Annotated in this window: 16 protein-coding genes; 10 read left to right on the forward strand and 6 right to left on the reverse strand. The window is 70.5% G+C overall.

Annotated features, from left to right (window positions below):
* Positions 1-141 precede the first annotated feature (141 nt).
* Both AB0M51_RS06065 and AB0M51_RS06070 read left to right on the forward strand, forming a co-directional pair.
* On the forward strand, positions 142-1,263 hold the full coding sequence (locus tag AB0M51_RS06065; RefSeq protein WP_344196823.1) for a DNA repair exonuclease: 1,122 nt from the start codon (positions 142-144) through the stop codon (positions 1,261-1,263).
* Entirely contained in the window at positions 1,260-4,001 is a 2,742-nt protein-coding gene (locus tag AB0M51_RS06070) for an AAA family ATPase (protein WP_363748256.1), read from the forward strand. Before AB0M51_RS06065 ends, AB0M51_RS06070 begins: the two co-directional genes overlap by 4 nt.
* Here AB0M51_RS06070 and fdhD read toward each other — a convergent pair.
* Together fdhD and AB0M51_RS06080 are read right to left on the reverse strand one after the other, a co-directional pair.
* Complete coding sequence (gene fdhD, locus AB0M51_RS06075; protein ID WP_344196819.1) at positions 3,985-4,818, reverse strand: formate dehydrogenase accessory sulfurtransferase FdhD; 834 nt, start codon at positions 4,816-4,818, stop codon at positions 3,985-3,987. The two genes, AB0M51_RS06070 and fdhD, sit on opposite strands and share 17 nt — an antisense overlap.
* A complete protein-coding gene (locus tag AB0M51_RS06080) occupies positions 4,815-5,795 on the reverse strand; it encodes a phosphotransferase (protein WP_344196817.1) in 981 nt (326 codons plus the stop codon). The genes fdhD and AB0M51_RS06080 overlap by 4 nt, the downstream gene beginning before the upstream one ends.
* A gap of 56 nt (positions 5,796-5,851) precedes the next feature.
* On the opposite strand from AB0M51_RS06080, the gene AB0M51_RS06085 reads away from it, so the two are divergent.
* Positions 5,852-6,457, forward strand: coding sequence for a trimeric intracellular cation channel family protein (locus tag AB0M51_RS06085; RefSeq protein WP_344196815.1), 606 nt, complete (start codon positions 5,852-5,854; stop codon positions 6,455-6,457).
* Here AB0M51_RS06085 and AB0M51_RS06090 read toward each other — a convergent pair.
* A complete protein-coding gene (locus AB0M51_RS06090; protein WP_344196813.1) occupies positions 6,440-7,147 on the reverse strand; it encodes a MerR family transcriptional regulator in 708 nt (235 codons plus the stop codon). The genes AB0M51_RS06085 and AB0M51_RS06090 overlap by 18 nt on opposite strands.
* Positions 7,148-7,187: 40 nt before the next feature.
* Complete coding sequence (locus tag AB0M51_RS06095) at positions 7,188-8,387, reverse strand: MFS transporter (RefSeq protein WP_344196811.1); 1,200 nt, start codon at positions 8,385-8,387, stop codon at positions 7,188-7,190.
* A 48-nt stretch (positions 8,388-8,435) separates the two neighbouring features.
* Here AB0M51_RS06095 and AB0M51_RS06100 point away from each other — a divergent pair, with 48 nt between their 5' ends.
* The 3 genes from AB0M51_RS06100 (at position 8,436) to AB0M51_RS06110 (ending at position 10,907) form a co-directional block, all read left to right on the forward strand.
* Complete coding sequence (locus AB0M51_RS06100; protein WP_344196809.1) at positions 8,436-9,521, forward strand: ferrochelatase; 1,086 nt, start codon at positions 8,436-8,438, stop codon at positions 9,519-9,521.
* A complete protein-coding gene (locus tag AB0M51_RS06105; protein WP_344196807.1) occupies positions 9,518-10,312 on the forward strand; it encodes an inositol monophosphatase family protein in 795 nt (264 codons plus the stop codon). Before AB0M51_RS06100 ends, AB0M51_RS06105 begins: the two co-directional genes overlap by 4 nt.
* Positions 10,313-10,607: 295 nt before the next feature.
* Positions 10,608-10,907 (forward strand): DUF4193 domain-containing protein, encoded by a 300-nt coding sequence (locus tag AB0M51_RS06110; protein ID WP_130379292.1) that lies wholly within the window; start codon positions 10,608-10,610, stop codon positions 10,905-10,907.
* Positions 10,908-10,996: 89 nt separating this feature from the next.
* Here AB0M51_RS06110 and AB0M51_RS06115 read toward each other — a convergent pair whose 3' ends face one another.
* Both AB0M51_RS06115 and AB0M51_RS06120 read right to left on the reverse strand, forming a co-directional pair.
* A complete protein-coding gene (locus AB0M51_RS06115) occupies positions 10,997-11,323 on the reverse strand; it encodes a DUF4235 domain-containing protein (RefSeq protein ID WP_344196805.1) in 327 nt (108 codons plus the stop codon).
* A gap of 31 nt (positions 11,324-11,354) precedes the next feature.
* Positions 11,355-11,822 (reverse strand): DUF3093 domain-containing protein, encoded by a 468-nt coding sequence (locus AB0M51_RS06120; protein ID WP_344196803.1) that lies wholly within the window; start codon positions 11,820-11,822, stop codon positions 11,355-11,357.
* 52 nt (positions 11,823-11,874) lie between these two features.
* Between AB0M51_RS06120 and dut the strand changes: the two genes are divergently transcribed.
* The 4 genes from dut to AB0M51_RS06140 all read left to right on the forward strand — a co-directional run bounded on the left by dut (position 11,875) and on the right by AB0M51_RS06140 (position 14,181).
* Positions 11,875-12,327, forward strand: a complete 453-nt coding sequence (gene dut / locus AB0M51_RS06125; protein ID WP_344196801.1) for a dUTP diphosphatase — start codon at positions 11,875-11,877, stop codon at positions 12,325-12,327.
* 88 nt (positions 12,328-12,415) lie between these two features.
* Positions 12,416-13,057 carry a DUF3710 domain-containing protein gene (locus AB0M51_RS06130; protein WP_344196799.1) on the forward strand — a complete coding sequence of 214 codons (642 nt, stop codon included), beginning with the start codon at positions 12,416-12,418 and terminating at the stop codon, positions 13,055-13,057.
* Between the two features lie 19 nt (positions 13,058-13,076).
* On the forward strand, positions 13,077-13,466 hold the full coding sequence (locus AB0M51_RS06135) for an OB-fold nucleic acid binding domain-containing protein (RefSeq protein ID WP_344196797.1): 390 nt from the start codon (positions 13,077-13,079) through the stop codon (positions 13,464-13,466).
* Positions 13,459-14,181 carry a DUF3159 domain-containing protein gene (locus tag AB0M51_RS06140; protein WP_344196795.1) on the forward strand — a complete coding sequence of 241 codons (723 nt, stop codon included), beginning with the start codon at positions 13,459-13,461 and terminating at the stop codon, positions 14,179-14,181. The genes AB0M51_RS06135 and AB0M51_RS06140 overlap by 8 nt, the downstream gene beginning before the upstream one ends.
* Positions 14,182-14,184 lie beyond the last annotated feature (3 nt).

Consider the following 14,184-nt stretch of genomic DNA (forward strand, 5'->3'; position numbering starts at 1 on the left):
ACCCACCAGTCATTTCCGGGCCGATGGGATGGCCGGTGGCTTCTCAAAGACGGTGTTGGTGTCCGGAGTGTGGGCGGTGTGGGGCGATCCTGTGTGTTGAGTGTGCGACTGTCGGTGGCTCGGGTTAGCGTTCTTCCCGCAATGGACTCGATCACGTTTCTGCACAGCTCGGACTGGCAGCTGGGAATGATGCGCCGGTTCCTGGGGCCGGACGGCCAGGCCCGGTGGGGTCAGGCGCGGCTCGATGCTGTCGCACGGATCGGCGAGGTCGCCGAGCAGACCGGCGCGGCGTTCGTGGTCGTCACCGGGGACGTGTTCGAGCACAACCAGGTCGAGCGGCAGACCATCCTGCGCGCCTGCGAGGCGCTCAAACGGATCCCGGTCCCGGTCGTGCTACTCCCGGGCAACCACGACGCCCTCGAGCCGGGCTCGCTCTGGACGTCGAGTCAGTGGCTCGCGCATGCCCCGGAGCACGTCACGGTACTGACCGAAACGACGCCGTTCCGGATCTTGCCCGGTGTGGAGATCGTCGGCGCCCCGTGGCGCTCCCGCCGCCCGCTCTCGGACCCTGCCGCGCCCGCGTACGCCGACCTCGCGCCGGACCCCGGCGGCATCCGGATCCTGCTCGCCCACGGGCAGCTGACCAGCCTCTCCGGCGGGATGTCCGAAGTGCCGCCGATCGACCAGACCGCCCTGGAAGCCGCGGTCGCGGACGGCCGTCTCCAGTACGTCGGCCTCGGCGACCGGCACTCGACGACGCGCGTCACGGACCGGATCTGGTTCTCCGGCACGCAGGAGGTCACGTCGCCCGAGGAGGACGCGCCCGGCAACGTGCTCAAGGTGACCATCGGCGAAGGCATCGAGGTGGAACCGGTCCGGGTCGGCGCCTGGCACATGGTCGACCACCGCGTCGAGCTGTTCGACGAGGAGTCGATCACCGCGCTCGAGGACTGGTTCGCGGAGCTCCCGGACAAGGAGCGGACGTACGTACGGCTGGCCGGCGACGGCTCGCTGTCGCTCCCGCTGCTGGCCCGGCTGGACAGCATCATCGACGCCCAGGGCGAGGTGTTCGCGAGCGTCGAGCGGTGGGCCAAGTTCTGGACGGTGCGCCCCGCACCGGACGCGGCGGACCTGGAGTCGCTGCAACTCAGCGGCCCGGCTCGCGCCGCGATGGAGGAACTGCGGCAGGCGCTGGCCGGCGGAGACGAGGACGCCGGGGCCGCGCTCTCGTTGATGCATCGATTGGCGCGGGACGCGGGATGAGATTACACAGCTTGGCGCTACGGGACTTCCGTGGCGTCAAGGACCGTAGTGTCCGGTTCCGCGCGCTCGGCACCACCGTGGTGGTCGGTGACAACGAGGTCGGGAAGTCCAGCCTGGTCGAGGCTTTCGGGCTGATCTTCGACCTGCCCGACGACTCGAAGTCGACGCGGATCCGGGACATCCAGCCGGCCGGCCAGGACGTCGGCCCGGAGGTGACCGTCGAGCTGAGCCTCGGCGGCCGCGAGCTGACCTACGCGAAACGCTGGCTGAAGAACCGCTCGACCGAGCTGACCATCGTCGAGCCGGACGGCCGCCGCCGGTCCTGGACCGGGCGGGAGGCGCACAACGAGGCCGAGCGGCTGTTCCACGAGAACGTCGACCCGGTGCTCTGGCAGACGCTGATGGTCAGCCAGGGGCAGTCGTTGGTGCTGCCAACACCGGCCGACGCGGAGCCGCTGATCACCGCGGTGACCGCCGAGTCGGGTACGCCGGTCGACGGTGCGTCGATGCCACTGGTGACCGCGGTCGAGCACGAGTACCTGCGGTACTGGACGCCGCGCGGCAAGCCGACCGGTGACTTCGCGCGCTCCGCGAAGGCGGTCGCGGCCGCCGAACTCGCGGCCAAGCAGGCGCTGCAGGCGATGGACGAGGTGCAGTCGGACATCCGGCGCGCCGAGCGGCTGAACCTCGACCTGGAGGACGTGTCGATCCGGCTGACGGACCACCTGTCCGGCGTCGAGGTGTTGCGCGAACGCAAGCAGGCGACCGACGAGATCCTGCTGCGCCGCGACTCGGTCAGGTCCCGTGCCGAGACCGCAAGGGCCCGGCTGGAGAACCACACCCGCACCCGCCTCGACCGTGAGCGCCTGCTCGAGGAGGTCGAGCGGTTCACCAAGTTCGAGGCCGAGCACGCCGCGCGCCGGTCCGACGCGGAGCTGGTCGCGAAGACGGCGGCCGAGCTGGTGCAGGCCGCGGAGGCCGCCCTCGCGGAGGTCGTCGAGCTCAAGGACGTCCGGCGTACCGAGGTCCAGGCGGCCGAGCGCCGGGTCTCGGAGCTGGTGGACCGCGCCGAGCTGGACCGGCTGATCGGGCAGCAGACCGAGCTGGTCGAGGTCCGTGCCCGGATCGCCGCCGCTGGCACGATCCTGGACCGGATCAAGGTCGACGACGCGCTGGTGGCCGCGCTCGAGGACGCCCGGGCGGCGGTCGTCGAGGCCCGCGCCGCGCTCGCGGCCGGCGTACCCGAGGTGACCGTACGGCGGCTCGGCGCGGAGCCGGTGGAGCTGTCCGGGACCGGCCTGGAGGGCGACGTACCGGCGGACCTCGGATTCGACGAGTCGACCGAGCTGCTGGTGTCCGGCGAGCTGGTGGTCGGCGTACCGGGGCAGGTCGAGGTGACCGTTCGGGCCGGCGGCGAGGCGGCCACGCTGCGCTCGCGGGTCGATGACGCCGTCCGCCGGGAGAAGGACCTGCTGAAGAAGGCCGGCGTGAAGGACGTCGCCGCGGCGCGGGACCTGCTGCGGAAGGCCGACACGGCGGCGGCGGAGCTGCACGAGGCGCGCCGGACGGAGAAGTCGCTGACCGCCGGAGGGGATCCGGGGGAGCGGATCGCGGTGCTGACCGCGCGGCTGGGGACCGACGAAGAGGAGTCCGGCAAGCAGCCCGCGGTCGAGGGCGTGCCTGGACAGATGTCGTTGTTCGAGGAGTTCGCGTCACCGCACGACACGCTGTTCGACGGCTTCGAAGTGGACGAGCCGGAGCCGGACGATCTCGCGGGTGCACAGCGAGCGCTGGAGAACGCTCGCGACGGACTCGCGGAGGCCGAGCGGCTCCTCGCCGACGCGGAGTTCGCCGCGGCCCAGGCCCGGAAGGCCGCCGACGAGGATCGCTCGGAGGCGCAGAACGCGCGCGCCCGATCGGAGCTCGCCGGTGAGCGGCTGACCGCGGCGCTGGAGTCGCTGGAGGCCGCGCGCGGGGTGCTCGACGACGAGGCTGTGGCTGCGGCCGAAGCCGAGGCAACCGCCGAAGTCGAGGCGGTGCTCGAGGAGCTGACCGCCGTCCAGGAGCAGGCGGATGCAGCCGGCGCGGACCAGGTCGCCGACGAGCTCGCCGCCGCGCTCGACGTCGCCAAACGCCTGCAGGACGAGCGCGACCGGTTGCGCGACGCCCTCCGTACGACGGAAGGCCGGCTGGAGCAGTCCGGCCGGGACGGGCTGGCGACGCGGCGCGACCTGGCCGAGCTGGAGCTGGCCGCCGTCCGCACCGAGTACGAGAGCCTGCTCCGCCGGGCCGAAGCGGCGCGCCGGGTGTACGAGACGCTGAGCCGGCACCGGGCCGCGGCGCAGACGAAGTACTCCGAGCCGTTGCAGAGCCGGATCGAGGCGCTCGGGCGGAGCGTGTACGGGCCGTCGTTCCGGGTCTGGCTGGACGACGACCTGGCCGTCGCGGAGCGCGAACTGGACGGCGTACGGCTGCCTGTCGAGGCGTTGTCGACGGGTGCGCAGGAGCAGTTGGCCATCATCACCCGGCTCGCGATCAGTCACCTGGTCAGCACCGGCGAGGGCAGCGTCCCGGTGATCTTCGACGACGCGCTCGGCTGGTCCGACAAGGCCCGGTTGCGGGACATGGGCGCGCTGCTCGGCCGCGCCGGCGACCACGGCCAGGTGATCATCCTGACCTGCATGCCGGACCGCTACGAGTACGTCCCGAAGGCGACGTTCATCACGCTGGACGGATGATCCGCTCCGGCGCCGAGTAGACGACGCAGCGCTCACCGCGGGTGAACCCGGCCAGCGTGATCCCGAACTGCCGGGCGAGATCGACGGCCAGACTGGACGGGGCGCCGACCGCGACGATCATGCCGAGTCCGGCAGCGACCGCCTTCTGCACGATCTCGTACCCGGCGCGGCCGCTGACCGCGAGCACCAGGCCCTTGCGGGAGTGCCGGTTCAGGACGGTCCAGCCGACGACCTTGTCGACGGCGTTGTGCCGGCCGATGTCCTCCTTCACGATGACCTTCCGGCCGTCCGCGGTGAACAGGCCGGCAGCGTGCAGGCCGCCGGTCCGGTTGAACATCGGCTGCCCCTCGCGGAGCAGCTCAGGCAACCGCCGTACGACGTCCAGCGGCACCTCGACCGGGTCGACCGGGTCGTACTGGCGTTCCGCGAGCTCGTCGAGACTCTGCTGACCGCACACCCCGCAGGCCGCCGAGGTGACGCCGTACCGCTGCGGAGGCTCGCGGTCCGGGGGACCGTCGAAGCTGACCGTGACGGTGTTGAACTGCTGCTCCCGGGTCAGGGTGACATCGGTGCAGTAGGCAACGGTCCGGATCGCGTCCGGGCGGACCGCGAACCCCTCGCCGAGGCAGAACCCGGCGGCCAGCTCGAAGTCGGAGCCCGGCGTCCGCATCGTGACCACCAGCGGCTCGGGCGGCCGGCCGGGCCATTCCAGCCGCAGCTCGAGCGGCTCCTCGGTGCTGACGACGTCCTCACGCCGTGACGTACGGTCACCGTCGAGCACTTCGACCTTGAACCTGCTGGTGGGCGCCTTGGTCATACGTCTACGGTATGCCACCCGCGCCGGACGGCCAGCCAGTCGAGGAACGTCCACGCGGACAGCCGCTGGTGCTCGCGCAGCGCCGGCGTGCACCCGGGCGGCGGCGGCGCGTCGGTGTTCTTGATCATGTACGCAGCGATGACGGCCACGAAGCAGTCGAGGTGCTCGTCCGGTACGCCGGCCGTCAGCGAACTGCGGGCGAGTGCGCCGAACGTGTCGATGCCGTGGTACTGCGCGAGCGGCAGGAGGCCGACCCAGTCCAGCCAGCGCGGGCCGAGCGTCAGCCAGTTCCAGTCGATCGTCCAGCAGGTGCCGAAGTCGTCGATCAGCAGGTTGTCCGGGCGCAGGTCGGAGTGCGACGCGGTGTCACCGACCAGCACCTCGGGAGCCAGTTGCACCAACTCGGCCAACTCGGACAGGATCCCGGGCACCCACTGAGGCAGACCCCGCGGCAGCTCCCGCGCACCGGCCAGCACCTGCGCCGGGACGGTCACCTCGTCCCCGACAAGGGCCGTGAAGCCGTCCAGCCCTGCCAACGGACTCGGACGCATCGCGTCGGCCGTCGCTTCACAGGCAGCAGTCACCAACTCGAAGTCGGTCTCGGTCCACGGTGCACCTGGCATCCGCCCGTCCACCCACTCGGAAACCACGGCGAACCAGCCGTCCGCCAGCGCTGTCGCAACGATGGCCGGTGCACGCACCAGCGCCGGAAGCTGTGGGACCACCTCGGCCTCGCGCTGGTAAGCGTCGTACGCATGCATTCCCTCGGGCGCCGCCTTGATGAACACCCGCCGCCCGTCCGTCAGCTGGGCCCGCGCCGCGAACCCTCCGGTGAACCCGGACGACACCGGAGCCGCCACGTCGACGATCCGCCGGCCGAGCGCCTCCGCGAGCGCCTCGTGCAAGGCCGGCGGCAACGTGTCCCACGCAGGACGGGCCGAAGTGGCGAAGTAGTCGACGTCGGGAGCGCGGCTCATGTCCACCAACGATAGAAGCGACAGAGCGGCGGCGCCTTTCGATTAGCGTTCGGCCCATGGTGTTGCATGTGCTCGACCTGGTCGGGATCTTCGTGTTCGGGATCACCGGCGCGCTGGTCGGCGTACGGAAGAAGCTCGATGTCTTCGGCATCCAGGTGCTCGCGCTCGTCACCGGCCTGGGCGGCGGGTTCATCCGCGACGTGCTGATCGGCCAGACGCCTCCGGCCGCGCTCCGCGACTGGCGGTACCTGGTCGTGCCGATCGCGGCCGGCCTGATCACGTTCTTCCTGCATCCCGGGATCGGCCGCGTCGAGCGGTTGGTGAACATCTTCGACGCCGCAGGCCTCGCGCTGTTCTGCGTCACCGGTGCCCTGAAGGCGATCGACTTCGGCCTGTCCCCGATCTCGGCCGCCCTGCTCGGCATGCTGTCCGGCATCGGCGGGGGAGTCCTCCGGGACGTGCTCAGCGGCCGCGTCCCCGTCGTACTGCGTTCGGAGATCTACGCGATCCCCGCACTGGTCGGAGCCGGCATCGTGGTCGTCGCGGCGTGGCTGGAGTACCACGCGTTGTGGGTCCCGATCACCGCCGCTCTGACGTGCTTCGGGATCCGGCTGCTCGCGATCCGCCGCGGCTGGAACGCGCCGTTACCCCGCAATCCGTGACGGCGGCGTCCAGCCGTTGATCACGGCAACCAACTCGACGTAGCGGTCCCAGCGTGCGTCGACGTGCCGGCGGAGCGCGATCAGGCTGCTGCGGTACTCCGGGTCGGGGCGCAGCGGGTTGCCGGCCGCCAGCGCGTGGTATCCACTCGCGAGGTTGCGGAGCGTCGTACGGAAGCCCTCGTCGGTGATCAGCGCGGTCAGCTCGAGCCAGGCGGACACCTGCTCCGGGGTGGCGTCGTCCGGCAGCACGGGGGTGAGGTTCTGGTGGACAGCCGGAGGGACGCCGTGCAGTGTCTCCTCGAGGAAGTCGGTGATCAGCGCGCGGCGGTCCTGTGCGGATTGCTCGGTCATCAGGTGCAGGTCCTCCAGGTCGGGGTGCTGGACCAGGACCGTCAGCAGTGCGTGCTGCCGTTGCAGCGTGCGGAGCTGGATCGCGAGTGCGTTCGCGTGCGTGGCGGCGACCTCGGCGATCGACCGCTCCTGCCGCAGCACGGCGCTGATCGTCGGCAGGTCGAGGTCGAGTGCCCGCAGCGTCCGGATCAGGCGCAGCCGGGCGACGGCACTCTCGTCGTACCGCCGGTGGCCTGCCGAGGTCCGGCAGGACGCGAGCAGGCCGAGCTCGGAGTAGTGCCGAACGGTCTTCACCGAGACACCCCCGAGCCGGGCCAGCGCACCGATCGAATGGTCCATGCCTGACACCCAAACACCTCCCCTAACAGGAGATACAAGCCTAGTTGTGGGCGAATCGCTCTTTCGGCCGTGCGAAGGTGGTTGAGATCGCCGCGACGATCGCGCACGCGATCCCGACCCCGAACGGGACCCAGTACGCGTTCGACGGACCCCAGATGTCGACCGCGTGCCCGGCGGCCGCGTTGCCCGGCGCGACGCCGAGCAGGATGCCGGTGACGGTCCAGGTGATCGCCTCGGTCAGCCGCTCCGGCGGTACCCACTCCTCGACGCACGCGGTGACCGCGACCATGGTCGGCGCGATCGTCATACCGCAGCAGAACAGCACGACGCCGAGCAGCGGGATGCTGTTGACCCAGGGAAGCGGTGCCAGTGTGATCGCCAGCGCGATCGTGCCGAGCAGCAGCCGCCGCTCGACGGGGGCGCGCCAGTGCACCGAGCCGTACCAGAGCCCGGCCAGCAGACTGCCGAACGCCCAGATCGCCAGCACGACACCGGCCAGCCCGGCCTTGCCTTTCTCGGTGGTGAACGCGACGGTGATCACCTCCGCGCCGCCGAGCGTCGCCCCGAGGCCGAGCCCGATCAGGCTCAGCAGCATGATCGACAACCAGGGGAGCGGCGCCTGTTCGGCACCGTTCGACTTCCCGCGGCCGGGCGGGTCGGACGCGCGCAGCATCGCCAACCAGATCCCGCCTGCCAGGCCTAGTACACCGGCCGCGGACAAGGCGGCGTACGGGCTGGCCTGGGTCGCGAGCGTGGTGACCAGGACCGGGCCGACGATGAAGACGACCTCGTCACCGACCGCCTCGAGGGCGAACGCGGTCTGCAGCGCTCGGCCGCGGCCGAGCAGGTGGGTCCAGCGCGCCCGGACGAACGACCCGACCTGCGGACGGGTGCCGCCGGCAACAAAAGACAGCACGTACAGCACCCAGGTGGCCGCACCGGCACGGACGGCGACGAGCAGTCCGGCGAGGCCGACCGTACAGGCGACCGACCCGATCAGGATCAGCCCGCGCTGACCGAAGCGGTCGACCAGCCGGCCCTGGATCGGGCCGGTCAGCGCGCCCGCGATCACGGCCACGCCGGACACCGCGCCGGCCAGACCGTACGAGCCGCTCTCCCGGGCGATCAGGATGACGATTCCGAGGCCGATCATCGAGATCGGCATCCGCCCGAGGATGCCGGCCGCGAAAAACGCACCGGCGCCGGGACGGCGCATGAGATGGAAGTAGGGCTTGAGCATGAGAGACCGGGAGCAGCTTAGGTCATCCGCGTCTGAGAAGCTTGGAATATGTCGCCAGCTGCAGCTCCGATCGACACAGCCCCGTACGACGCCGTCCTGCTGCTCTCCTTCGGTGGCCCGGAGAAGCCCGAGGACGTGCTCCCGTTCCTGCAGAACGTGACCCGCGGCCGCGGGATCCCGGACGAGCGGTTGAAGGAGGTCGGCGAGCACTACTACGCGTTCGGCGGCAAGAGCCCGATCAACGACCAGAACCGGGCACTGCTCGCCGCGCTGCGGGAGTCGTTCGACGAGATCGGGCTGGACCTGCCGCTCTACTGGGGCAACCGCAACTGGGCGCCGTACCTGACCGACACGGTGCGCGAGATGGCGGCCGACGGGGTACGCCGGGCCGTGGTGATCGTCACGTCCGCCTACCCGTCGTACTCCGGCTGCCGGCAGTACCGGGAGAATCTGGAGGACGCCGCCCGCGAGGTCCCGGACGCGCCGCGTTTCGACAAGCTCCGGCACTACGCGAACCACCCGGGCTTCGTCGGAGCGTTCGTGGAGTCCACCGCCGAGGCGCTGAGCAAGCTCCCGGACGGCTCCGCGATCGCGTATGTGACGCACTCGATCCCGACCGCGATGAACGCCACCAGCGGCCCGGACGGCAACGGGTACCTCGACTGGCACAACGACGTGGCCGCCTCGATCACCGCGGAGGTGGAGCGTCGGACCGGACAGTTCCGCCGGACCGACCTCGTCTACTGCTCGCGGTCCGGCCCGCCGCAGGTGCCCTGGCTGGAGCCGGACGTGAACGAGCACCTCGAGGTGCTGGCGGCCGAGCATGTGCCCGGCGTGGCCGTCGTACCGATCGGGTTCGTCAGCGACCACATGGAGGTCATCTACGACCTCGACACCGAGGCCGCGAACACCGCCAAGAAGCTCGACCTGCCGATGGCGCGTGCCGCGACCCCGGGGACCGACCCCAAGTTCGTCACGATGCTCCGCGACCTCGTGGTCGAGCGGGCCGCCGCCGAACGCGGCGAGCAGCCCGACCGGCCCTGCCTGGGCGCACTCGGCCCGGGCTGGGACGACTGCCGCCACGACTGCTGCCCACCGTTGCGCCGACCTGCTCGAGTTGAGGACCACGCATGACTTCCCCGGAAGAGTTGCTGAAGCTCGCCGTCGACGTGGCGGAGGAGGCGGCGCGGCTGATCGTCGAACGCCGCCGCGGCACGATCACCGTCGCCGACACCAAGAGCACGGTCACCGACGTGGTGACCGCGGTCGACCGCGAGTCCGAGGAGCTGATCCGGGCCCGGGTGCTGAAGGCCCGGCCGGACGACTCGTTCCTGGGTGAGGAGGGCGACGACGTGGTCGGCACCAGCGGGGTGCGCTGGGTCGTCGACCCGATCGACGGCACGGTCAACTACCTGTACGACCTCCCGACGTACGCCGTCTCGATCGCCGTCGAGCTGGACGGCAGGACGGTCGCCGGCGTGGTGGTGGACGCGCCGAAGGGCGAGGTGTTCACCGCGACTCTCGGTGGCGGTGCGTTCGCCGACGGCAGCCCGATCCGGGTGTCCGGCGAGACCGAGCTCGCGAAGGCGCTGGTCGGCACCGGCTTCGGGTACGACCCGGCGCGCCGGCAGGTGCAGGCCGAGGTCATCCAGCACCTGATCACCAAGGTCCGCGACATCCGCCGGATCGGGGTCGGCGCGATCGACCTGTGCTACGTGGCGTGCGGCCGGCTGGACGCGGTGTTCGAGCGCGGGCTGAACCCGTGGGACTACGGCGCGGGCGCCCTGATCGCGTCCGAGGCCGGCGCGACCGTCGGTGGCCTGCATGGTGCTCCGGTGTCGCCCGAGATGTCGATCGCGGCCGCTCCGGCGCTCTTCGGCCCGTTCCATGACTTGCTGGCCGAAGCGGACCCATTGCGCGCTTAGAGTCTCCTGAGTGCTCGTTTCTGCGCAGTACCGCGCACTAACGAGCATTCCTGTGTTCGGTCCTGACATTTGTTGCGACACGCGGGCCACACCCTGGACCCAGTCGTGCATTGCGGACCTTTATAGGGCACAATCCCGTCCTCGGGAACGGTGATTGCCGATCCCGGCCTGGCTGTCAAGGGTTTCGGGGGACGAAGATTCGGCGCGGTGCTCCGACGCGGAATTTCTCGGCCGCTCCACCCGTTCAAGGGCTCAGCAGGCAACACCACGGGTACGAAGAGGGCAGGGAAACACCATGGCGACTGATTACGACGCCCCGCGCAAGACGGACGAGGACGCTTCCGAAGAGTCGATCGAGGAGCTGAAGACTCGGCGTCACGACAAGAACTCCGGCAAGGTCGACGAGGACGAGGCCGAGGCCGCGGAGAGCTTCGAGCTGCCCGGCGCGGACCTGAGTCACGAGGAGCTGGCGGTCCGGGTCCTCCCGCGGCAGGCCGACGAGTTCACCTGTTCGAGCTGCTTCCTGGTTCACCACCGCAGCCAGCTCGCCGAAACGAAGAACGGGCAGCTGATCTGCCGCGACTGCGCAGCCTGAAGCCGTCGCGGCGCCCTACTTCGTCACAACGCACAGCGGGACCGTCCCACTCCGGTGGGAAGGTCCCGCTGTTGTGCGTCGACTCCTGTTCAGTCTTCTTTCTTGACCAGACCGGTGTCGGTGCCCTTGATCAGCCGCGCCTTGGAGTCCTGCACGTAGCCGGGCGGCGCGTGGCCCGTGGACTTCAGGTAGTACGCGGCGGCGCGGCGCTCCGCGAACAGCTTCGCGGCCGCGGCGGCCGCGGCACTCGCGGCAGCCCAGGTCATGACCTCCAGGTACTCGCCCTGGCCGTCCTTCGGCGGCTTCCCGCCGGATCCCAGCTTCCAGGCCGTGCTGACCGCCTTGCTCGCGGCCAGGCCAACCACGATGGTGAACGCGGCCTGCACCAGCTTCCAGCCGATCTTCGCTCCGACCACTGCAAACCCTCCTCGTACAGACTGCTGACAGTCAGGATCTTCCCACGCTGTGCCCACTCAGCGCCGCAGCAAGCCGATCGGGGTGCCGCGTGGCGATCAGCCAGTACGGCGCCGGGTCGCCCGGGTCGGTGATCTGCACCCGGACCGCGCCCGGGAGGTAGCTGCGCAGGACCAGGTACGCCTTCGGGTCGCACTCCCGCCCGAACGCGGTCCGCGCCGCGTCACCGGTCAGCGCCTCCACGTCCCCGAGGTAGGACCGGTCGATCTCGGCCCGCCCGGCGCGGAACTTCCGCGCGTCGACCTCGACCCGCGCCCCGCCGTACCGGAGGAACAACGCCAGCAGCATGACCGCGGAGAGTCCGCCGACGATCGCGCCGGCGAGCGTTCCGGCCGGCACGGCGACGATGACGAACAAGGTGATCACGGTGGCGACGGCGATGATCCACCACGACACCGGCACCCGCAGACTCTCGCGATACGTCTCTTGTTCCAGGCCCACGGGACCAGCCTGGCATGTGGACCGTACAGACTGCTCGATAGGGTCGCCTCTCGTGACCGAGGTACTGATCCAGCGACTCGACCCTGACCTCCCGCTGCCCTCCTACGCGCACCCCGGCGACGCCGGCGCGGACCTGGTGGCGGCCGCCGACCTGACCCTGAAGCCGGGGGAGCGCGGCCTGGTCGGCACCGGCATCGCGATCGCGCTGCAGGACGGGTACGCCGCGTTCGTGCACCCGCGCTCCGGCCTGGCCGCCAAGCACGGCGTCTCGATCGTCAACGCGCCCGGCACCGTGGACGCCGGGTACCGCGGGGAGATCAAGGTCAACCTGATCAACCTCGACCCGCACGCCGAGGTGACCGTCCGGCGCGGCGACCGGATCGCGCAGCTGATCGTCCAGCAGGTGGAGAAGGCCCGGTTCGTCGAGGTGACCACGCTGCCGGGCTCCGCGCGCGGCGACCAGGGGCACGGGTCGACCGGCGGTTTCGGAGATGTGACACGCTGATCAGGTGCACCGGTTTGACCTGCCGGATGCGCGAGACTACGGCGCGGCACCAGCGCCCGGACCAACATCGAGGAAGTAGGCAACAGCTGTGATCTTCCGCCGTAAGGGCAAGAACGACGAGCCCGAGACGAGCGAGACCGTCGAGGAGACGCCGGACCTTCGTGCCGAAGGCCCGTTCGACTCGACCGAGGTCGAGGACTCCGACCTGGAGTCCGGCGACCGGATCGACCTGGGTGCGCTGCAGGTCACCGGGATGCCCGGGATGGAGCTGGGGCTGCAGGTCGACGAGCAGAGCGGCGTCGTCCAGGCCGTGCTGCTGATGCTGGACGACTCCGCCCTCGAGCTGCGGGCGTTCGCGGCGCCGAAGACCAGCGGCATCTGGGACGAAGTACGCCAGGAGATCATGGACGAGGCCGCCCGGATGGGCGGGACCGCGACCGAGACCGACGGCCCGTTCGGTACCGAACTTGTGCTGGTGGTCCCGGTCGAGGACCCGGAGGGACAGGTCTTCAGCCAGACGTCCCGGGTGATCGGCGTCGACGGCCCGCGCTGGCTGCTCCGCGGTACCGTCCTGGGTCGCGCCGCCGTCGAGCCGGACGCCGCAGCACCGATGGAGGAGACCCTGCGGAACGTGGTCGTGGTCCGCGGGACCGAGCCGATGGCGGTCCGCGAGTCGCTGCCGCTGCGGCTGCCCGAGGGCGCCCAGCCGAACGACACCGAGCAGGCCTGACCGGACTACACTCGACATCATGGGCAGCAACAAACCCGCGGGGATGTGGAAGCGCGCCTTCCGCGGCCTGGCCGGGGACCGCGACCAGCAGGACGCGGAAGTCCTCCAGGACTTCGCGCAGGACTGCGGTGCGCGTTCCATCACCGGCTGCCACGACCGGGAGCTCGTCACGCTGTACGGGACACTGCGGACCATCACGTTCAGCCCGCGCGGCGGCGTACCGGCACTGGAGGGTGAGTTGTACGACGGAACCGGCACGGTCAAGCTGATCTGGCTCGGCCGCCGCAAGATCGGCGGTATCCACGCCGGCTCGGAGCTGATCGCCTCCGGCCGGATCGGCGTCGTCGACGGCGACCGGGTGATGTTCAACCCGCGCTACGAGCTCCGGCCCCAAGAAGCCCATGGCTGAGCCCGCTCCAGCCGCCCCGCCTGCGTCGAAGGGCATCGGCAGCTGGGTCGGCATGATGGTCGACGTCGGCCTGCCGTGGATCGCGTTCACGTTGGTGTACGGGTTCAGCGACCACAACCTCAAGCTCGCGCTGATCGTCGCGATCTCGGCCGCCGGCGTCGTGGCGCTGTACCGGCTGATCCGGCGCAAGCCGGTCGCGAGCGTGATCGCCGGGTTCATCGGCGTGCTGATCTCGGCCTGGACCGCGCACCACACCGGCCAGGCCCAGGACGCGTTCCTGCCCGGCATCCTGCTGAACGCCGGCTACGGCCTGCTGTACCTGGTCACGATCGTCACCCGGTACCCGCTGTTCGGCCTGCTGTACGGCGTCATCACCCAGACGTGGCTCGGTTGGCGTAAGGACCCCGACCTGTTCCGCGGCCTGAACCGGGTCACGATCGTCTTCGCCAGCCAGGTCGGTATCCGCCTGGTGATCATGGTCCCGCTCTACATCGCCCACAACGTCAACGCCCTGGGTATCGCCAAGATCGGCCTTGGCCTCCCGTTCTACGCCGTCACGCTGTGGGCCGCGTACGCCGTACTGCGCGCCTCGATGCCGGCGGAGAAGTGGGACGAGGTCAAGGACAACTTCGCCCACCTGCTCCGCGGCACCCGCCCCGAGGTCAAGCCCGAGGAACCCGCGCAGTCCTCGACCCGCCCACCCACCGCGCCCTAGGTA

The organism is Kribbella sp. NPDC051137 (assembly GCF_040682535.1).
Taxonomy (GTDB): Bacteria; Actinomycetota; Actinomycetes; order Propionibacteriales; family Kribbellaceae; genus Kribbella; species Kribbella karoonensis.